The sequence below is a fragment of the Streptomyces sp. NPDC047014 genome (assembly GCF_040644195.1).
Classification (GTDB): Bacteria; Actinomycetota; Actinomycetes; order Streptomycetales; family Streptomycetaceae; genus Streptomyces.
Genome location: NZ_JBEYVX010000013.1, coordinates 74,671 through 93,127, shown reverse-complemented (window position 1 = coordinate 93,127; position 18,457 = coordinate 74,671). Strand labels below are relative to the sequence as shown.

16 protein-coding genes and 1 pseudogene are annotated in these 18,457 nt (G+C 70.2%); 12 read left to right on the top strand and 5 right to left on the bottom strand.

Annotation, left to right across the window (positions count from 1 at the left end):
• Positions 1-8: 8 nt before the first annotated feature.
• From ABZ873_RS11435 to ABZ873_RS11410, 6 genes and pseudogenes are all read left to right on the top strand, one after another.
• Positions 9-611 carry a hypothetical protein gene (locus tag ABZ873_RS11435; protein ID WP_360868753.1) on the top strand — a complete coding sequence of 201 codons (603 nt, stop codon included), beginning with the start codon at positions 9-11 and terminating at the stop codon, positions 609-611.
• Between the two features lie 131 nt (positions 612-742).
• Positions 743-1,219, top strand: coding sequence for a hypothetical protein (locus ABZ873_RS11430; protein ID WP_360868751.1), 477 nt, complete (start codon positions 743-745; stop codon positions 1,217-1,219).
• Between the two features lie 156 nt (positions 1,220-1,375).
• Entirely contained in the window at positions 1,376-1,945 is a 570-nt protein-coding gene (locus tag ABZ873_RS11425) for a hypothetical protein (protein ID WP_360868748.1), read from the top strand.
• Between the two features lie 1,202 nt (positions 1,946-3,147).
• A complete protein-coding gene (locus ABZ873_RS11420; protein WP_360868745.1) occupies positions 3,148-3,339 on the top strand; it encodes a hypothetical protein in 192 nt (63 codons plus the stop codon).
• 761 nt (positions 3,340-4,100) lie between these two features.
• A complete protein-coding gene (locus ABZ873_RS11415; RefSeq protein WP_360868742.1) occupies positions 4,101-4,739 on the top strand; it encodes a hypothetical protein in 639 nt (212 codons plus the stop codon).
• A 269-nt stretch (positions 4,740-5,008) separates the two neighbouring features.
• Positions 5,009-5,941, top strand: a pseudogene (locus tag ABZ873_RS11410) (IS5 family transposase).
• Here the strand turns inward: ABZ873_RS11410 and ABZ873_RS11405 are convergent.
• On the bottom strand, positions 5,942-6,580 hold the full coding sequence (locus tag ABZ873_RS11405) for a hypothetical protein (RefSeq protein WP_360868739.1): 639 nt from the start codon (positions 6,578-6,580) through the stop codon (positions 5,942-5,944).
• A 531-nt stretch (positions 6,581-7,111) separates the two neighbouring features.
• On the opposite strand from ABZ873_RS11405, the gene ABZ873_RS11400 reads away from it, so the two are divergent.
• The 4 genes from ABZ873_RS11400 (at position 7,112) to ABZ873_RS11385 (ending at position 10,056) form a co-directional block, all read left to right on the top strand.
• Positions 7,112-7,684 carry a snapalysin family zinc-dependent metalloprotease gene (locus tag ABZ873_RS11400; protein ID WP_360868736.1) on the top strand — a complete coding sequence of 191 codons (573 nt, stop codon included), beginning with the start codon at positions 7,112-7,114 and terminating at the stop codon, positions 7,682-7,684.
• A gap of 288 nt (positions 7,685-7,972) precedes the next feature.
• A complete protein-coding gene (locus tag ABZ873_RS11395; RefSeq protein ID WP_360868733.1) occupies positions 7,973-8,794 on the top strand; it encodes a heavy metal-binding domain-containing protein in 822 nt (273 codons plus the stop codon).
• Between the two features lies 1 nt (position 8,795).
• Complete coding sequence (locus ABZ873_RS11390; protein ID WP_360868730.1) at positions 8,796-9,659, top strand: heavy metal-binding domain-containing protein; 864 nt, start codon at positions 8,796-8,798, stop codon at positions 9,657-9,659.
• Positions 9,652-10,056: a hypothetical protein gene (locus ABZ873_RS11385; protein WP_360868727.1), complete on the top strand. Its 405-nt coding sequence runs from the start codon at positions 9,652-9,654 to the stop codon at positions 10,054-10,056. The genes ABZ873_RS11390 and ABZ873_RS11385 overlap by 8 nt, the downstream gene beginning before the upstream one ends.
• Before the next feature lie 789 nt (positions 10,057-10,845).
• Here the strand turns inward: ABZ873_RS11385 and ABZ873_RS11380 are convergent.
• Together ABZ873_RS11380 and ABZ873_RS11375 are read right to left on the bottom strand one after the other, a co-directional pair.
• Positions 10,846-11,667: a type II CAAX endopeptidase family protein gene (locus tag ABZ873_RS11380; RefSeq protein WP_360868724.1), complete on the bottom strand. Its 822-nt coding sequence runs from the start codon at positions 11,665-11,667 to the stop codon at positions 10,846-10,848.
• An 80-nt stretch (positions 11,668-11,747) separates the two neighbouring features.
• The gene (locus tag ABZ873_RS11375) at positions 11,748-12,494 is read right to left on the bottom strand and encodes a class I SAM-dependent methyltransferase (RefSeq protein WP_360868721.1); all 747 of its coding nucleotides are present in this window, start codon (positions 12,492-12,494) and stop codon (positions 11,748-11,750) included.
• A gap of 318 nt (positions 12,495-12,812) precedes the next feature.
• Here ABZ873_RS11375 and rph point away from each other — a divergent pair, with 318 nt between their 5' ends.
• Positions 12,813-15,494, top strand: coding sequence for a rifamycin-inactivating phosphotransferase (rph, locus tag ABZ873_RS11370; RefSeq protein ID WP_360868718.1), 2,682 nt, complete (start codon positions 12,813-12,815; stop codon positions 15,492-15,494).
• Positions 15,495-15,519: 25 nt separating this feature from the next.
• Here rph and ABZ873_RS11365 read toward each other — a convergent pair whose 3' ends face one another.
• Complete coding sequence (locus ABZ873_RS11365) at positions 15,520-16,401, bottom strand: hypothetical protein (RefSeq protein WP_360868716.1); 882 nt, start codon at positions 16,399-16,401, stop codon at positions 15,520-15,522.
• A 29-nt stretch (positions 16,402-16,430) separates the two neighbouring features.
• On the bottom strand, positions 16,431-17,969 hold the full coding sequence (locus ABZ873_RS11360; protein WP_360868714.1) for a DNA/RNA non-specific endonuclease: 1,539 nt from the start codon (positions 17,967-17,969) through the stop codon (positions 16,431-16,433).
• 55 nt (positions 17,970-18,024) lie between these two features.
• Between ABZ873_RS11360 and ABZ873_RS11355 the strand changes: the two genes are divergently transcribed.
• Positions 18,025-18,234 (top strand): hypothetical protein, encoded by a 210-nt coding sequence (locus ABZ873_RS11355; protein WP_360868711.1) that lies wholly within the window; start codon positions 18,025-18,027, stop codon positions 18,232-18,234.
• The last annotated feature ends 223 nt before the right edge of the window (positions 18,235-18,457 follow it).

Genomic DNA, 18,457 nt, shown 5'->3' with positions numbered 1-18,457 from the left:
AGATAGTCATGAACCGCAAGATGCACACCAGCAAGGGCACCCGCTCCACCCGCCGCGGTTTCCGCGTCGCCACCCTGGTCGCCGCGGCCGCTGTGGTCACCGGAGGAGTTGTGCTTCCCGCGTCCATGGCCTCGGCCGCTCCGGTGACCTCCCACGTCGCTACGGCCCTCCCGAACGGCGGAGGCGCCGGAGGCGACGGCGGCAAGGGCGGCAGCGGCGGCCTCGTCGGTGGTGCCGGTGGCGCCGGTGGATCCGGTGGCGGCAGCGTCCTGGGCACCGGTGGCAAGGGCGGCAACGGCGGTGCCGGTGGAGACGGCCTCCTGGTCGGCGGCGCCGGTGGCGGTGGCGGCGGTGGTGGCGAAGGCCGCGTCGGTGGCGCCGGCGGCAACGGTGGCGACGGCGGCTTCGGTGGCCTCCAGGGCGGCAACGCCGGTGGCGGCGGCGGGGGCGGCGACGGCTTCATCAAGGGCGGCAAGGGCGGCAACGGCGGCAAGGGCGGCTTCAGCATCTTCAACGGAGGCAACGGCGGCAAGGCCGGCAACGGCGGCTTCGGTGGCCTGTTCGGTGGCGCCGGCGGTAACGGCGGCGCCGGTGGCGGCAGCCTCTTCTGACCGCTCGGCCTCTGGCCGCTCGGCTTCTGACCGCTCGACGTAGGACCCGGCTCAACGGGGTGGAGGCATTCGAGCCTCCACCCCCACCCTCCACCCCCCTCTCGGTATGTGCCGAAACGGAGAAACCCCTCATGTTCACGAAGTCCTGGCAGCGTCCGATCATCCTGGCCACGGCCTCCCTGGCCCTCGTCACCGGTACGGCGTGCGCCGCGCAGGCGTCGCAGTCCCACACCCCCACGAACATCAGCGCCTCGGCCCCGGCCGACCGGCCCGAACACTGCGTCGGATTCGGCGGCGCCGGCGGCAAGGGCGGAGAGGGCGGCAAGGGCGGCCGGGGCGGCGAGCCCGGCCAGCCGGGCGAGCCCGGTCAGCCCGGCGGGGTCGGCTGCTTCACGTTGAAGGACCTGCCCGACAAGTCGAAGGCGGACCTCACCCCGCTCGACAAGATGCGCATAGCGATCGTCGTGCTGGCGGCCGACGACGAGGAAGAGACCTCGAAGAAGATCGCCGACAAGTACAAGATCTCGGAAAAGCAGATCGACACCTGGAAGAAGTACTACGTCGACGGCGACTGGTTCGCCCTGATGGCTGACGACATCCGCTCGTGAGGCCACCGACGCCCCGGTGCACAAATGGCCGGGGCGTCGGCGAATACCTGAGGGCAAGGAAAGCCCGTACATCGATCGGGCCCACACGACAGAAACGCGGGAAGCAGGACAGCGCAGCCGCGTCACGGAATGCCATTCCAGCCAAGGGAGAATCTCATGCGTACGCGATCCACGAAGTTCCGGCTCGGCCTCATAGTCTCCGCGACCCTGATCGGTGCGGGTGCTATCGCCCCGGCCGCCTCCGCCGCCCCGGCCTCGGCCCCCTCGGCCCAGACCGTCTCCGCCGTCGGCAGCGGAGACACGCGTCCCGGCGGCGGCCGCTTCGACGGCAGGGCGGTGCTCGGCAGCGTCAAGGTGGACAAGGGCAGCGTGCGCGTCGGTGACCGGATCTGCGCGGGCAACTGCAACGGATCGGTGAACGGTACGAACGGCGGCCACGGCGGCATCTGCGCCGGGCTGTGCAACGGGAGCGCCAACGGCGGCAACGGCACCACGGGCGTGCCGGGCGGCAACGGTACGAACGGCGGCAGAGGCGGCATCTGCGCCGGGACCTGCAACGGCAGCGCCAACGGCGGCAAGGGCGGAAACGGCGGAGTCGCCCTGCCCGGCGGCGACGGCGGCAGGGGCGGAAACGGCGGCGACGGCGGCCTCTGCCTCGGCTCCGGCTGCGGCACCACGGGCGGCTTCGGCGGCAACGGCGGCACCGGCGGCAACGACGACAACTAACCACAACGCCCGGGCGGGCCCGCTCACGGGCCCGTCCCGATCCACGGCGCTACCGGGCGGATCGCATGATCGGCCGCGGTGGGTCTGGCCCGTCGTCTACTGCGCGAAAGACCTGCGCCTCGACCGTACCGTCGCGCTCAAGTTGATCGCCCCCGAGCGTGCCCGTGACGAGACCTTCCGGCCCCGGTTCACACGGGGCGCTTCGGTGAAGCGGCCCAGTACGTCGGCGCCGACTGGGCACCGCCGAACCCGAATGCTGCGAAGCCTCCGGCGCCAACGTCGCCGTACTGGCCCGCAATGCCCGGCCACAACCACCGCCGCGTGCGCCCCGGGGGCCAGGTTCGGCGACTGGCTGCCCCAAGACCTGAGCGGCTCATCGCCCGCACCGACCAGCTCAACGCCGCCCCGACCGCCGGGGACTTCCGCAAAGCCGATGCCGTCCCCGCCGGCCGCCGCGACCGTGTCGTCCCACCCTGGCCCGCCAAGAGCTCGGCTCCACCATCCGCCACCGGCCCCAAGGCCCTCGACAACGCCCGCAAGCTCCACTCCGCCCTCAAGCTCAGGGGTGGCTCACGAAAGTTGTCCCCGGGCATTTTGCGTGCATGGGTTCGGTGTTGCGGGCTGTATCCGGAAACGAAGCCGACGCCCACGTCCGGCGGAAGTCGTATCTGCCAGCACGGGCCGCGGGCACCGCGTCATCCGGACGCCTATCCTGGCACCGGCCTGATCGTGCCGCACCCCGCCGTCCACCATGCGCAACCTCACCATGGCCCGGTGAAAGTGCACGCCAGGCAACCTATCCACCTGCCCACAACGACCTTCTGCAGCACCCCTTAAGGTGGCTGGTCACACCGCAGTGACTTCTACCGTGACCGTTCATCCCGATCTGGCCGTACTGCTCGATCTCGTACCAGCAGACCTCGTAGGCGGCGAGCGGATCGACTGGGCCGCGCCGAAGCGTCGCTGGGGGCCAGGCTGCCGAGCGACTACAAGGCACTGCTGGACACCTATGGTGTGGGCGACATCGGAGAGCCCATCATCCTGCCGCCCACGCCGAGCGACCTGCCCTGGGGCACCGGAATGAACGCCAACGAGATGGCTTGGCTCATGAACGATCCCGATCCGGACACACATGGCCGGTTGTGGTCTGGCGGCGTCAGCACACGTGGAACGAGTCGCCGTGGGCGCTGTTCGACTGCGGAATGGTCGAGTTCATCACCCGCATGATGCAGGGCCGCTTCGATGCCCGTCCGCTCGGCGATGCGTTGCTGTGGAACCGGACGGGCACCTTCGTCAGCTGGCGGGAACAACTCCGACGGCAGCGGGCCGGCCTGGACCCACTGACTGGCGAACCCAGTCCATACGCCGACATGTATCCCGTCACCGAAAACTGATTCGCCGCCCCGCAACCACGGATGCGTGGACAGGCAGCTGGCAGCCCATTGTGCTCTGATATCGAAGCTTGATCAGATGCCCCCAGGATGCGCGGCCTGGATCCCGTGCCCTATTTCCTGCGCGCTCTTGTTACCAGAAACGCCACTCCGACGATGACTATCAAAATAACGGCGATGATCCAGAAGGGCGGAGTCCCCTGCCCCGCTCCTTTGGCCAAGAGCTGCATGTGCGACACGTCGTTGGTTCTCCCTACCCTTAGTGGCTGTCGTGCCAGTTATTTGAGTACCGGATGCGCGTGTACCCCGTGAAGCCGTCCTCCTTCGTTGGCACGCCAGAAAGGCCCTGGGCCGTCTCTGCCGGATCCTGTCGGCCAGGTCATCAGCGCTTCTTCCGGTACAAACCCCAGGAGAACATGCAGACCAACGCCACGAACATCACCACCGCCAGCACTTTCCCCGGCGACCCGTCAGGCCACGCCGTTCCAGCCAACTCCATGCCCGAGCACCCCCTCATCCAACGCCCCAGACGTCCGTCGAGTGCCGTCTACCCTTGACATCTCCTCCCAGCCCTGTGCCGGCAGGCACGACGACCGGCCCCCACAGGGCCCGTTCCCACCCGCTCCCACACCGCCTTCACGCGCTGCACGAGCCGATCCGTCCGCAAGCCCGTGACCGCCTCCACCCGCGGCGTCGGCGTGGTTGCGGCGTCCCGTCCTGCCTCGTGGAAGACACGGAGCAGCAGAGCGTGGCACAGTCCTGGCATGTCTGACGACATCACCTACCCGGTCTTCCGTACCCCTGACCCCGTGTTCGCCCTCCGTGTGGCGCGGCGCCTCGTGCAGGTCGGTTGTCACGAGGACTCCTGGGTCTCCGTGTGCGCGTACCTGGACTCCGTCGCCGAGGTGCAACGCGTCGCGAGGGCCTTTCCCCAGGGTGGGTTCCAGGGGACATCCGGTGACGACGAGGGCGCCGGAGTGCGACGGGAGGAAGACCTTCCGCCGCTGTTCTATCCCGTCCGGGGGTCGGACGTGCCGGCCGACCCGGCCGGGTACGAGGGGCGGCTGCCGGTCGAGTGCGCGCTGAACGGTGTCCCGGTGGGGAGTGTCGAGGACGCGTTCCTAGCGGCGATCGGCACGAACAGGGGCGAGATCAACTGGTCCGGCTTGTGGTGGCCTGATGCGCCCCAGGCCGGCTTGCACGGCGAATCCAAGCACGCCGAGGTGACGCTGCTCCTGAATACGCCCACGCGTGACGTCGACGAGCAGGCCGACGACCACACCGTCCTCGTTCACGTCCTCGGCAGCCTCGACGCCGATGGCCGCCAGAGGAGGGAGCCGTACGCGCACTGGCTCGCCGAGCAGGTGGGGCTGACAGTCCTGGGGCCCTGGCAGCACTGGTAACCGCACGGGAAGGAAGGACGGACCCCGCAGGAGCGCCCCCCGTACGGACTTCCACCTCACGCACCGAGCCGCAGGTGGTAGGACGTCGGCGTTCAGCAACGCCAGGCCCGACCACGCAGACGAGGCGTGAAGCCGATCGGCGCACGGCGCCGGCCCGGCTGTGCGGCTACCTCGGCGCCCGGGTCTGGTAGGCGAGCCTCGCCGCTCCTCGGCTAGGACTTGTCCGGCCGATCATGTGACTACTCCATGCCCGAGACGTTCCTGTGGGCATGGGGCGGGGCGATCTGAGTGATGCCGAATGGGAACGGCTGCGGCCGTTCCTGCCAGTCAGCAACGGGCGTTGTGGCAGGTGGCGGGATCACCGGCAGGTGATCGACGGGATTCTGCACCGGGTGCGGACAGGGGTGCAGTGGCGTGACCTGCCCGAACGGTTCGGGCCATGGAAGACCGTCTATGAACGCCACCGCCTGTGGTCGGCCGACGGCACCTGGGAACGCTTGCTCCAGCAGGTCCAGGCCGCGGCCGACGCCGCAGGCGAGATCGACTGGGACACCTCGGTCGACTCCACCATCGTCCGCGCGCATCAGCATGCAGCCGGGGCCCGCACCGACTCACCTCCGGCCCCGGGATCAAGGGGGGCCGGAGGGATGGAACACCAGGACGAGGCGCCGTGGCAGAGTCTCGTCGCCCGCTTGGTGGAGGTGGTGCTGGAGGTGAGGGCCTGGGCCGCTCGCGCGGCGGGTTCACCAGCAAGCTCCACCTGAGCGCGGACGGCCGCTGCCGCCCGCTGTCCCTAATCGTTACTCCAGGTCAGCGGGCCGACTGCACCCAGTTCAAACCGGTCCTGGAGAAGATCCGGGTGCCCAGGTCTGGCCTGGGCAGGCCGCGCAAGAAGCCCGACAGCCTTGCGGCCGACAGGGCCTACAGCAACGGCCCCATCCGCGAGTACCTGCGACGGCGGGGAATCCGCCACACCATCCCGGAGAAGACCGACAGCCAGGCGGCCCGCCCTGCGCAAAGGCGCACGCGGTGGACGGCCGCCCGGCTTTGACGAGGCCCGCTACAAGAAGCGCAACACTGTCGAGCGGGCAATCAACCTACTGAAGCAGTACCGGGCGGTCGCGACTCGCTACGACAAGCGCGGTTACGTCTTCCTCGGCACTGCGACAGCGGCAGCCCTCGCGATCTGGCTCCGGTCCTGATCAGGGCCAGTCCTCGGTGATGGGGTACATGTGGGCGTAGGGATTGGGCTCGCCCGTGGCAGGGTCCAGTCCGGCCCTGAGCCGTCGATGTTGCTCTCGCCAGCTGACGAAGGTGTCTGTCCGTTTCCAGAGCGACGCATCGCCGAGAGGGCAGGCGTCGAACTGGCCCAGCATCATGCGGGTGATGAACTGGACCATGTTGCAGTCGAACAGGGCCCACGGCGACTCGCCCCACAAGTGGTGCCGGCGCCAAGCTATGACAGGCCACTTATCCGGATCTGGGTCGTTGTTGAGCCAAGCCATCTCGTTGGCGTTCATCCCGGAACCCCAGGGCAGGACGGCCTCGGCACCCAGCGTCACGTCTAGGACTCCTGCGCGGTCCTCCCAGAGCCCGCGCAGGCCGTCCGTCATGCCTCCGATGTGACACCCTTCCCACCCGCGCACGTCACTCGGGAGCGGGGGCAGAATGACGAGCTCTCCGATATCACCCACGCCGTACGTGTCCAGCAAAGCCTTGTAGTCACTCGGTAGCCTGGTGCCCAGCGCGACTTCGGCCGCAGCCCAGTCGATCTGCTCACCGCCTGCGAAGTCTGCTGGCACGAGGTCGAGCAGTACGGCGACGTCGGGATGAATGCTCATGGTGAAGCCCCTTGAGGTCGGTGGTCAGCAACCCTAGTTGTGTGGGCTGACACCGTTGCCTCTGGTAGAGAGGTCCCCCAGGAATCCGCCCCCCATGCCCAACATGAGAAGCCAGGACAGTGGCCACCGAACACAGCGGGTGTGACCCCAGCAGGACTACTCTGCAACCATCCTGGCCGGCCCAAGCGAGCCACCCCGTATGCAGAGCATCTGCCGGCTCAACTCCATGATCGGCCGGACAAGACCTAGTTCCTGCCGGTTGCGGGCTTTTCGCCAGGCCGAATCGATTCGTGGTTCTAGAGTCCGTGGGGCCGGGTCTGGAGGGGGCTGCCCGCTGGCCGGGCGTCGGCGGGATGTGTTGCCGGAAATGGCTGGCAGGTGCATGACGGGTTGGTGGGGTGCGGGGCTAGCTTTTTAAGGCTCCGGAGGGGCGGCTGTCCGAACGCGCGGGACACAGGCGGGAGATGGCGGCGTCTCCGGTGCCCCGGCCCCAGCGGGGGCCGGGCCCCCCACGCGTGAAGGAAGACGACCATGACTCTGGGTACCTGGCTGAAAGTCGGCACCTCCGCCGCCGCGCTGGTTCTCGCGGCGGCAACCGCCGCGACCGCGGCACCCGCACCCGTACCGGACTCCGCCGCAGCCGCAGTGACGCTCCGCTACGACGACAGCCGCGCCGGCGGCTGGGAAGCGGCCATCACGGCCGGGGTCGCTTCCTGGAACGCGAACGTCAGCAACGTGCGGCTGGTGAAGGCCGCGCCCGGCGTCCGGGCCGAGATCGTCATCGTGGCCACCACCGGCTGGCCGCAGGCCACCCTCGGCCCGGTCCGTCCCGGGCGACAGGTGCGCGTCGAACTCGGCGCGCAGGCCGTGAGCGACGGGTACGACAAGACGCGCATCGCCGCCCACGAGCTGGGCCACAGCCTGGGCCTCCCGGACACCAAGCCGGGGCCGTGCTCCCAGCTGATGTCCGGGTCCAGTGCCGGGACGGCCTGCACCAACGCCGTGCCCAACACGACCGAGCGCTCCCGCGTGCAGAACGCGTACGCGAACGGCCTCGCCGCAACCGTGCCGACCGACGGCCGGGTCCTCATCGACGCCCCCTGACGGGCGGTTAGGCGGGCGGGCCGGTGCGGGGCCCTGGCGGGGACTGGTTCCCCGGAGGGCACCCGCGCCGGTCCGCGCCGTCCTTGGCCGTTACCTTGCTGACCCGGCCCGGGACCTGACGCTCCCGGTCGACGTGGAAAGCGGCCCCCTCGGATGCCGAGGAGGCCGCCGGGTCCCCCCACCTCCGTAGCTCACCGGTGACATAATCTGCCCGGACGGGGGCGCGGTTCGCGCGGGTGGGTGTGAGGTCGATGGCGGGAGTGGATGACGTACCGGGGGAATGCCGGAGTGTCGGGGGGCGTCTGGGACTCGGGGCTTTCGGGCGGCGAGTTCGCGGCGGTGGGCGGGGTCGGGTTCGAGCCGGTCGGGCAGGTGCTCGGTACGGCCGTATTCAGCATCGGGTACACCGGCGCCTGGGGGTGTCCGGGGGAGTGGTCGGTCGGCGACGACAACACGGTGGTGCCGTCGTCGAGATGGGCGCCTTCCCTGGCGCCGCTGGTGCGGTCGATGTACGCCGCGCGTCGGGCGGCGTTGGCGCGCGCGGTGGCCGAATGCGGAGCGCTCGGCGGTGACGGGATTGTGGGTGTGGAGCTGCACGTGGGTGAATTCCTCGCAGATGGGCTGGAGTTCACCGTGCGGGGGACGGCCGTCCGGGCCCGCTCGCGGATCCGGCCTCGTACGCCGTTCACCTCGCACCTGAGCGGCCAGGACTTCGCCGCGCTCATCGGGTCGGGGTGGGTTCCCGTAGGACTGGCCTTCGGTATCGCCCTCGCGATCCGCCACGACGACTGGCGCACCTCCTTCCGGGTCCCCTCCTTGGTCGGCAGGAACCAAGAGGTCGACGGGTACACGCAGTTGGTCAGCCACGTCCGGCGGGAGGCGCGCAGGCAGCTGGTCGTCGACACGGCGCGGCAGGGCGGGGACGGGGTGGTGGTGGACGACGTGGAGTTGCGCGTGGAGGAGAAGGAGTGCCCCGCGTACGGGTCGACGCGCGACGTCACCGCCGAGGCGGTCCTCGTCGGCACGGCGATCGCCCGGTTCGGCCGCACCGGGCGGCCTGCGGGTCCCAGACCACCACTGACCATCATGAGACTGGAGCGAGAGCGCTGAGATGACCGGACGAACGGGGCGGGACGTGTTGGGGGAAGCCGTGCAGTCGGCGGACGAGGGTGCGGCCGAGGACGCCATGCGTCGGCTCGCGCGGCCCGAACCGGCCGAGAAGGGCGGGCTGTTTACCTCCGACCTGTCGGTGAACGAGTTCCTGCTGGTGCGCGAGGCCGGCTTCCGCCCGCTGGGTCTGGTCCTCGGCACCTCCGTCTACCACGTCGGCCTCCAGATCGGCCGGTGGTCGAAGAACCAGGAGCTGACCAAGCTCTCGCAGGCCATGTACCAGGCGCGCGAGTTCGCGATGAGCCGGATGGAGGCCGAGGCGAGCGCGCTGGGGGCGGACGGGGTCGTGGGCGTGCGGCTGGACATCGAGGCCAAGGAATTCGGGTCGGACGTCGTCGAGTTCATCGCGGTCGGTACGGCGGTCAAGGCGGACGGCGCAGACCCCGGACCGGCCGGGACATGGCTCAACAACAAGGGCAAGCCGTTCACTTCGGACCTCTCCGGCCAGGAGTTCTGGACGCTGATCCGGGCCGGGTACGCGCCGCTGGACCTGGTCATGGGCTCGTGCGTCTACCACGTGGCACATCAGCGTTTCGCCCAGGTGCTGGGCAGTGCCGGACGCAATGTCGAGATCGAGCCGTTCACCCAGGCTCTCTACGAGGCGCGCGAACTGGCCATGAGCCGGATGCGGGCGGAGGGCGAGGCACTGGAGGCCGAGGGCATCGTAGGGGTGCAGCTGAGGCAGCATTCGCACGGCTGGGGAGGCCACACCACCGAGTTCTTCGCCATCGGGACGGCGGTACGGCCGTTGCGCGACGACCACGTCATCGACCGGCCGGCCGTGGTGGTGAGCCTTGATGGCTGAGTCGATGCCCGGGAACGATGTGCAGCTGCTGGCCGCTGCGCTGCGCCGGGACAGCGCCGACCTGAACCTCTACGCACAGGTGCTGTCGGCGGACCTGGCGGACTCGCTGCCGCCCGGCGCCGTACGGGTCCGGCGCACGCGCTCCTTCGCGGAACGGATGGCCGGGCGCGAGGGTTCCGTCGTAGAAGTGGACGTGGCCCTCGGCGAGCGGCGGCTCGCGCTGCGGACGGAGCGCGGACGGATGGTCGGGGAGGTCCTGCACGAGGTACGGGGCATCGTGCTCTCGCGGCGCCAGGTCGAGCTGGACGAGTGGATCGAGGCCCTGGCCCGCTCCCTCGCGACGGCCGCGGCCACGAACGCCCGGGCCCGCGCGGCCGTGGAACGCTTCCTGGCCTGAGCGGCGCGGGCCTGCGCGGCGCGCGTACGGGGGCTGCGATCGCGGTGCTGCGATGGCGGTGGTGCGATCGCTGGGGGGGCACGGTCGCCCGGGCGCGATCGCAGGCGGGTGTCCGCCGTCCGGGGGACGCTGCCCGGGGCGGCATCCCCCACACGGGGGAGCGGTTCGGCCCCCGGGAGCGATCCCGGCTCGTGCGCGTCTCGTAACGATGAAGCCATGAAGCCGAAGCTCCTCCACGCACCCCCGCCCGTCGGTGACACCGAGCTCCCCGTTCCCCGCTGGGCCATGCGCCTGGCCTACGCGCTTCCGCTGCTCCTGCTGCCGTCGTGCCTGTGGCGGCTGCCCTTCGCCGTGCACTTCGAGATGGGGCAGGTGCAGGAGGCCGGCATGCCGCCCTACTGGGTGAGCATCCCGTACGTCCTCACGCTCAGCGTGCTGTCGGAAGCGACCGCGATCCTCACCCTCGGGCTGGTCCGGGGCTGGGGAGAGGTGGCGCCCGCCTGGATCCCGCTCATCGGCGGCCGGCGCGTCCACCCGCTGGCCGCCACGGGCCCGGCCGTCGTCGGCGGCCTGATCCTCACCCTCCTGTTCACCACCCTCCCGATCGGCGGCGGCCGCGAACTCTCCTCGTACGGCGTCATCGACACGGTCGATTACGCCAACGGCGCCTGGGAGGCGCTCGCGCGAGTATGCGTCGCCCCCCTCGCCGCCTGGGGCCCCATCACCATCGCTCTGGCGATCGCCTACTACCGCCGCCGCACCGCGCCACCGCAGTCAATGCCCGCCCCCTCACAGAGCCGTCAGGACCAGCAGGCCGATGGTCATGTCCGCGCAGACGTGGGCCACGTACGGCGCGGCCATGCCCCGGCTGCGTTCGCGGACGAGGCCGAGCATGAGTCCGTAGATGCCGGCCAGGACCGCGCCCGCGGCGCCCGAGGGGAAGCCCGTGATGTGCAGCAGCCCGAAGGAGACGGCTTGGGTGATGAGCGCCGGGAACGCTCCCATCAGCGTCGTCAGCTCCGTCTGGAAGACGCCGCGGAAGACGGCCTCCTCGCAGAACGAGTTGATCAGGGAGAAGGCCAGGATCCCCAGCAGCCCCAGCAGCAGCGGCTGTTGCCGGAGTGACGTCAGGTACGCACCCCCCGACGGGTCCGTCAGCCATGCCCATGTGGCCAGCGCCGTTCCGCTGACCACCACCGTGGCCACGGTGAGCCAGACGACCTGCCGGTTGACGACGCCCGTACGCAGCCACGCGCGGCCCTCGCGGAACAGCGGAAGGCGGCCGCCCGCGAGGACGACGACCGCGGCGAGGCCCAGTGGTGCGGGCCAGGTACCCAGCCCGGTGACGAGGGTGATGCCGAGCACGAGGTCGGCGGTGAGTACCACGCGCGTGGCGGCGGGCGAGCGGGTGAGGAACGCGCCGGCCGTGAGGGCGGCGAGCAGCAGCACGTACAGGGCCAGCAGCAGGGGACGCTCGTACAGCCAGGGGACGACGATCGGCAGGCCGGTCAGCACGACCGCGGCGACGGCCACCGCCCTCGCGGTCCGCGGCCGATGGGCAGGAGTGGTCCCGGAGTCCGGCGCGGCGCCCGCGGTCGGCGTGTGTGTCATGTCGTTCAACGTACCTTCGCACGGCGGGAGTTCCCTGGTCCGCCCGCTCCTCAGGAGGTGCCTGTACTCATGGGGCGGGATTACCCGGGGCTGCCCGAGCTCCCGTCCGCGGCGAGGGCGTCGGGGCGGCCGAGTACGAGGACGAGGAACCACGGCTTGCGCGACAGCTTGTCGAAGCGCTGGCCGAACTCCTCGCGGCGGGCCGGGTCCGCCCGCGGTTCGTACAGTTCGCGCAGGACGAGACCGGCACGGTGTACGTCGGAGACCATGCGCCCGAGCGGCCGACGGAAGAAGCGGACGACCGGGGTGGGCGGCCCGAAGCTGGGCCATTCGTCCCGGAGTTCCTCCACGCGGAAGTAGTCGCCGCTGGGGGACATCTCGAAGTCGTTCAGCGGGTGGTGCGTGGAGAGCACCACGGTGCCGTCGGGCGCCAGCACCCGGCGGAACTCGGACAGGGCCGGGACCCAGTCCTCCAGGTAGTGCAGGGTGAGGGAGGACACCACCACGTCGACGGACGCGTCGGGCAGGAAGTCAAGGGGCTCCCGCAGGTCGTGCACCCGTACGTCGGCCCGCCCGGCCAGCCGCTTCCGTGCCAGCTCGACCAGGGTCGGGCTGGCGTCCAGCGCGGTGACCCGCGCGGCGCCTTGGTCCGCCAGCCACTCGGTCAGCCGCCCGCCGGCGCAGCCTGCCTCCAGGACGCGCCGCCCGGCGAGCGGTGGGCACTTGCTCTGCACCGCGGGCCGGTCCAGCAGCGTGTTGTAGACGTTGTCCGCGCTGCCCTGGTCGTACCAGGCGGCGAACTCCTCGTAGCTCCTGTCGCGAGCCATGGTGTTCCACTCCTCATGGGGCGGACAGGGGAACGGCCGGGCACCGGTGCCCCGTCCTTCGCCCCCCCCGTGTGCCGTGCCGTGCCGGGGCTGGCTGCCCCTTCGGCGCCGGTACCCGTACCAGCGGCCGGGCCCGCGGGGGCGCTGTCTCGCGCCAACCTACTCCGGGCGGCGGGGCAGGCCCCGGAAACGACAAAGGCAAGGAGAGCGCTCTCCTTGCCACTCTCAACTTATAGCGCACCCGGGGGCTTGCCGCAAGGCCCCGGGTACGGCGCAGAATCATGCCTCCGAGCCACGACCGCCCCGGAGGCAATCGCAGTGAACGAGCAGTACGTGTGGGACCTCCACCAGGTGGACGAGACGCAGGCGGCAGCCGTCGGGGGGAAGGGCGCGCACCTGGGTGCGCTGTCCCGGATCGATGGGGTCCGTGTGCCGGGAGGGTTCTGCGTGACGACCGATGCCTTCCAGCGCATCGTTGGGCAGGCGCCCCGGCTCGCCGACCTCCTCGACCGGCTGGCGCACCTCGGCCCGGACAGCTCCGCCGGACCCGACAGCCCCGCTGTCCCCGACGCCGCCGACGACCGCCGTGAGTCGATCCGTACGCTCAGCGCGCAGATCCGCCGCACCATCGAAGAGACCCCCATCCCCGACGACCTCACCGCCGCGATCACCCACGCCCTCGCCCGGTCCGGCGAAGGCGCCGCCTACGCCGTGCGCTCCAGTGCCACCGCCGAGGATCTGCCGACGGCCTCCTTCGCCGGTCAGCAGGACACGTACCTCAATATCGTGGGGCGGACGGCGATCCTCCAGCACATCAGCCGCTGCTGGGCCTCGCTGTTCACCGAGCGCGCCGTGATCTACCGCCGGCGCAACGGCATCGACCACCGGACCGTCCACATGGCCGTCGTCGTGCAGCGGATGGTGTCGCCGGAGGCGTCCGGCGTGATGTTCACGGCCGACCCCGTCACCGGCAACCGGAAGGTCGCCACCGTCGACGCCGGATTCGGCCTCGGCGAGGCGCTGGTCTCCGGTCTGCTGAACCCGGACGTCTTCACCGTGCGCGACGGCGAGGTCGTCACCCGGAAGATCGCCGCCAAGCCGCGCGCCCTCACCGCCCTGCCGGCCGGCGGCACGCAGGAGGTGGCGATCGAGGCGGGGCGGCGGGAGCAGCCGGCGCTGACGGACGCGCAGGCGGTACGGCTGGTCGCGCTCGGGCGGCGGATCGAGGCGCACTTCGGCCGGCCGCAGGACATCGAATGGTGCCTGGTGGGCGATGACTTCGTGATCGTGCAGAGCCGTCCGATCACGACGCTGTTCCCCGTCCCCGTCCCCGTCCCGGTGCGCGAAAGCGATGCTCAGGACGACCGGGTGTACGTCTCCGTGGGCCACGGGCAGATGATGACCGACCCCATGAAGCCGCTCGGGTACTCCATGTGGCAGCTGACCGCCATGGTGGCGATGCACGAGGCCGGCGGGCGGCTCTTCGTGGACGTCACCGCGCGCCTGGCCTCGCCCGCGAGCCGCGAAGCCCTGCTCGACGCCCTCGGCAAGGGCGATCCGCTGGTCCGGGACGCGCTGGAGACGGTCCTCGACCGCAAGGACTTCGCCCCGGCACCGCCGCCTGCCCCGGGCCCCGGCGGCCCGCCGCCCGGCGGCGCCGGTGGTGGCGCGCCCGCCCCCCTCGAAACCGACCCGGCCGTCGTCACCACCCTGATCGAGCGCAGCCGTACCGCCCTCGCCGCCCTCGAAGACGACATCCGGACGAAGACCGGCCCGGCCCTCTTCGATTTCCTGCTGGAGGCGTTCGAGGAGCACAAGCGCCTCCTCAGCGACCCGGAGAGCATCCAGGTGATCATGGCGGGCATGGAGGCCACCTGGTGGCTCAACGACCGGCTGGGGGAGTGGCTGGGCGAGAAGAACGCCGCCGACACACTCACCCTTTCCGCTCCCGGCAACATCACCTCGCAGATGGGGCTGGCGCTGCTCGAGGTGGCGGACGTCATCCGCCCCCTGCCGGAGGTCGTGGCCTTCCTGCGTGGCGTACAGGACGACGCCTTCCTCGACGGCTTGGCCGGGCTCCCGGGCGGCCCCGAGGCCCGCGACGTGATCGAGGCGTACCTCGACCGGTACGGCATGCGCTGCGTCGGCGAGATCGACATCACCAGGCCGCGCTGGCGCGAGCACCCCAGCGCACTGGTCCCCGTGATCCTCGACCACGTCCGCACCTCCGAGCCGGGCGCGGCGGCGCGGCGCTTCGAGGAGGGGCGGCGGAAGGCGTACGCGAAGGAGCAGGACGTACTGTCCCGCCTGCGGGCCCTGCCGGGCGGGGAGCGCAAGGCGGACGAGACCAAGCGGATGATCGACCGGGTCCGTACCTTCATCGGGTACCGGGAGTACCCCAAGTACGCCATCGTCAGCCGCTACTTCGTCTACAAGCGCGCCCTGCTGGCGGAGGCCGAACGCCTGGTGACGGCAGGGGTCCTCACCACCCCGGAGGACGCCTTCCACCTCACCTTCGCGGAGCTCCACGACGCCGTACGCTCCGGCCGGCCCGTCGACCCGCGGCTCATCCGGCAGCGCGAGGAGACCTTCCGGGCACACCACGCCCTCACCCCGCCCCGCGTCCTCACCTCGGACGGCGAAGCCCTGACGGGGGCCTACCGCCGCGACGACGTTCCGGCCGGCGCCCTGCCCGGCGTCGCCGTCTCGGCGGGGACCGTGGAGGGCCGGGCCCGGGTCGTCCTGGACATGGAGCAGGCCGATCTCGAAGCGGGCGACATCCTGGTCACGGCCTTCACCGACCCGAGCTGGTCCCCGCTGTTCGTCGGCATCGCGGGTCTGGTCACGGAGGTGGGCGGCCTGATGACACACGGCGCGGTGATCGCCCGCGAATACGGCCTCCCGGCGGTCGTGGGCGTGGAGGGCGCCACCCGCCTGATCCAGGACGGCCAACGCATCCGCGTCCATGGGACGGACGGCTACGTCGAACTCCTGCCGTGACGAGCGGCCCGTTGACCGGGGGGCCTTACTGGATCAGGCCGAGGTGCGGATGCTCCGGGGAGACGGGGCAGATGTGCAGCTGGAGATCGTAGCCCCGGGCCAGGTCGAGTCGGGTCGGGTTCCACGGTGCGTAGTTGTCGGCGGATGCGTGGGAGCGGTCCTGATCTTCGTAAGGAATCCAACCACGGTTGTTCGAGGACCATTCGGACGAGGCAATGGTCAACAGCGGCTCCATTTCGGTCCCACAGGCAGTGCAGACCCGGGGGACGGGATCCGTGAGGCCCCAACGGCTCCACCCGCCTACCTTCCAGCCGGGAACTACGGAAAGCTCATCCCCGTAGAACTCCTCGGGGGCGGGAGCGTACGTGCTGTCGACACCAGCGCCCTCCCACCGGCTCCAGTCGGCCAGCTGTTGCTGCAACTCCGCGCTCAGTTCCATGTGGTGCGGGTAGTCCGTGACCTCCTCCGGCGCCAACAGGCACGGCTCGGGCACATATCCCTCGTACTCCACATCGAACGGCTCGGGCGGCGCGGCCATGACCTCCGTGACCTCGGCGGCGGTACGCCAGAACAGTGCCGTCAGCGGCCTGTTGTCCGGCTCATGGTCGAAGGGGCACCACAGCACCTGGAGCAGATCGGCCCGCCCGGGCGTCCGCAGCAGGGGCACGTCACGTACGTACAGCTGCGCCACGGGCACCATGGCCACGGGCCCGGGCCCGCCGTGTGACTCGTCGCAGTGAGCCCACGGCTCGTCGGCGGGCCACAACAGCGGCCCGCCGACGGAACTGTCGCGCGGCGTCGGAGCCCCGGGGCGCGGGTGCAACCGGGTCGCTGGACGCGCCAGCGGGGCCAGTTGAGGAAAGAAGGTGGTGACATCGATCGACCGCGGCGGAGTGGTACGGCTCATTCTGGCTCCCGAGACGCAGATCAGGTGGGCTAGTTTCCGAGGTTCAGCTGTCCACTGTCCTTGTACGTGTTGGGGATGTAGGCATCGGGGAACAGCGGTTGCGAGGTTCCGTCCGAACGCTCGACCCTAGCGGTCACCTTGACACCCTGGGGAATCGTGCTGTCGGCGTTCAGATAGTCAGGCGTCACCTCGTAGAGGATGGCGTCGTTCGGACCGAGGATGCCCTCGCTCTTCGCGGGTTTGGCCGCCTGTTGAGTCACGGCTTCATAAGTCCGCATGCTTGGCGTTCCGGTGTTCATCCCGGACTGCCAACAGGGGACAAGATTGATCTGACCGCCGTCTCGCACTTTGCCCTTTCCTCCGAGAGCCCTGGCGATCAGGTGGCATCGGGCGAGGGTGGCCTTGTGTGCGGTGCTGTTGCTGCGGAACAACTCGGCGTCCTCCCAACCCGTTATTTTCCCTACCGCTTCACTGCCTTCGCTTATCGACGAACCCAGACATGCCTGAGCCGCGCTAGCCCGCGCACCGGGGGGACCCAGCGGTGTAGTGGTTTTGTCGATGTGCGGGACCGGTTCCGTGGTGTTCTTGATCCACCCATCGCCGTTGGGCACCGACTCGGCTGGGGCGTTCTGACGACAGACGGCCTTTGGTTCCGCGAGCGAACCGGATACCAGAAGACTGAACTGTTCGTCTTGCACAACTCGCTGGCTTGTGAAGCCATCGGTGAGCTGGACCACAGCAGCCTGCTTATCTGCGAGTGGAACGTGAGCGCGTGTGCAAGCGCTGCTCGTGTCGCCGTCCAGCACGTCGACGACCCATCCTCCGCTGGTGCTGTGACGGGGCAGGACCTCGGCACACCGGGCACCGTCGATTCCTCCTTCTCGGGTGGCCGCGAAGGGGAACTCATCGCAAATGTCCGTCGCAACAAGGTCGGCCCGAGCATGGAAACTCGCGCAGGTGCGAGCAGCTCGGCCGGCCACGTCGCCCTTGGCCCGGGTCAGAGGCTTGTCGCGTCCCCAGCCCGCGAGGTTGGTCTGGGCCCACAGATAGCTGGCCGCGGCGGCCCCTGCCCCCGACGGGCCCTGCTGGTCGCTCATCCTGACGACCGGCATGTAACTGGGCACGACGCAGCCGGGATCGGGCGCGCCGGCGCTCGTCGTGTCGCGCACGGAGTCGTCGCAGCGGATCTTCTCCGGGTTGCTCCAGGAGGCGCTCGGGTCGGTGATCTGTGCGCCGGGCGCCGTTACGAACAACTCGTACGAGGTGGTGAAGTCGAGTTGAGTGCCGGGAGCCGGGGTGGATGCGTAGGCCACCTTGCCGGAGATGACCTGGTTCTTGATGATGCGCCTGCCCGTCCACTTGGGGGAGCTGGTGACCCTGCACCCGTCCGAGCAACTGCCCCTGAACCGCAGATCCAGCTCCGTGACCGCCCCCGTGGCACCGGTCATCGTCACCGAGACGAGCTCACTCCACGTCGTGCCTTTGGCCGGCAGGACGGCGCTGCTCGAAACGTTCAGCGTTCCGGTGCCGACCTCGGCTCCGTTGGTGTCCTTGAGCGTGTAGAGCACGGTCAGACTGTGCACGCAGTACCCATAACGGCTGTGCCACCACATGCCTGGCGTCGTGATGGCACAGCTGCCCGCGTCGGCCGTGGCAGCGGGCGCGGACGCCGGCGGCGCGGCGGCGCGGGGCTTGCGTGCGGCGGAGGACAATGGCGTGGCGCTCGTCGTGACACACGCCTCCACGGCACCTGCCTCGCGCTCCGGCGAGCCGGCGGGCGTCGGCTCGCACTTCTCCCCGGAACTCAGCATGGCGGGCTGGGTCTTTCCGTGACCGCTCACGTCAGTGGAGGGCACCGGCGGTGTCCCGCTGCCGGTGCCGCTCGCAGCGAGGGCGCTCGGCCTGAGGGGAGGCTCAGCCCGGTCGGCATCGGCAGCGGCGGTCCCCGTAGCGGTCAGGCTCAGTGCGAGGAGGAGGCCGGAGAGTATGTGTCTCCTGCGTGATGGATACATGTCTTCTTTCGGTGGGAGTCGTGGCCATCTGGGGTGAAGGCGCG

Excerpts from the sequence above, each read along its gene's own strand:
- ABZ873_RS11365 (WP_360868716.1), bottom strand. The coding sequence starts at position 16,401 with ATGAGCCGTACCACTCCGCCGCGGTCGATCGATGTCACCACCTTCTTT.
- ABZ873_RS11390 (WP_360868730.1), top strand. The coding sequence starts at position 8,796 with ATGACCGGACGAACGGGGCGGGACGTGTTGGGGGAAGCCGTGCAGTCG.
- ABZ873_RS11400 (WP_360868736.1), top strand. The coding sequence starts at position 7,112 with ATGACTCTGGGTACCTGGCTGAAAGTCGGCACCTCCGCCGCCGCGCTG.
- ABZ873_RS11435 (WP_360868753.1), top strand. The coding sequence starts at position 9 with ATGAACCGCAAGATGCACACCAGCAAGGGCACCCGCTCCACCCGCCGC.
- ABZ873_RS11405 (WP_360868739.1), bottom strand. The coding sequence starts at position 6,580 with ATGAGCATTCATCCCGACGTCGCCGTACTGCTCGACCTCGTGCCAGCA.
- ABZ873_RS11430 (WP_360868751.1), top strand. The coding sequence starts at position 743 with ATGTTCACGAAGTCCTGGCAGCGTCCGATCATCCTGGCCACGGCCTCC.
- ABZ873_RS11380 (WP_360868724.1), bottom strand. The coding sequence starts at position 11,667 with ATGACACACACGCCGACCGCGGGCGCCGCGCCGGACTCCGGGACCACT.
- ABZ873_RS11375 (WP_360868721.1), bottom strand. The coding sequence starts at position 12,494 with ATGGCTCGCGACAGGAGCTACGAGGAGTTCGCCGCCTGGTACGACCAG.
- ABZ873_RS11425 (WP_360868748.1), top strand. The coding sequence starts at position 1,376 with ATGCGTACGCGATCCACGAAGTTCCGGCTCGGCCTCATAGTCTCCGCG.
- ABZ873_RS11415 (WP_360868742.1), top strand. The coding sequence starts at position 4,101 with ATGTCTGACGACATCACCTACCCGGTCTTCCGTACCCCTGACCCCGTG.
- ABZ873_RS11420 (WP_360868745.1), top strand. The coding sequence starts at position 3,148 with ATGGTCGAGTTCATCACCCGCATGATGCAGGGCCGCTTCGATGCCCGT.
- ABZ873_RS11385 (WP_360868727.1), top strand. The coding sequence starts at position 9,652 with ATGGCTGAGTCGATGCCCGGGAACGATGTGCAGCTGCTGGCCGCTGCG.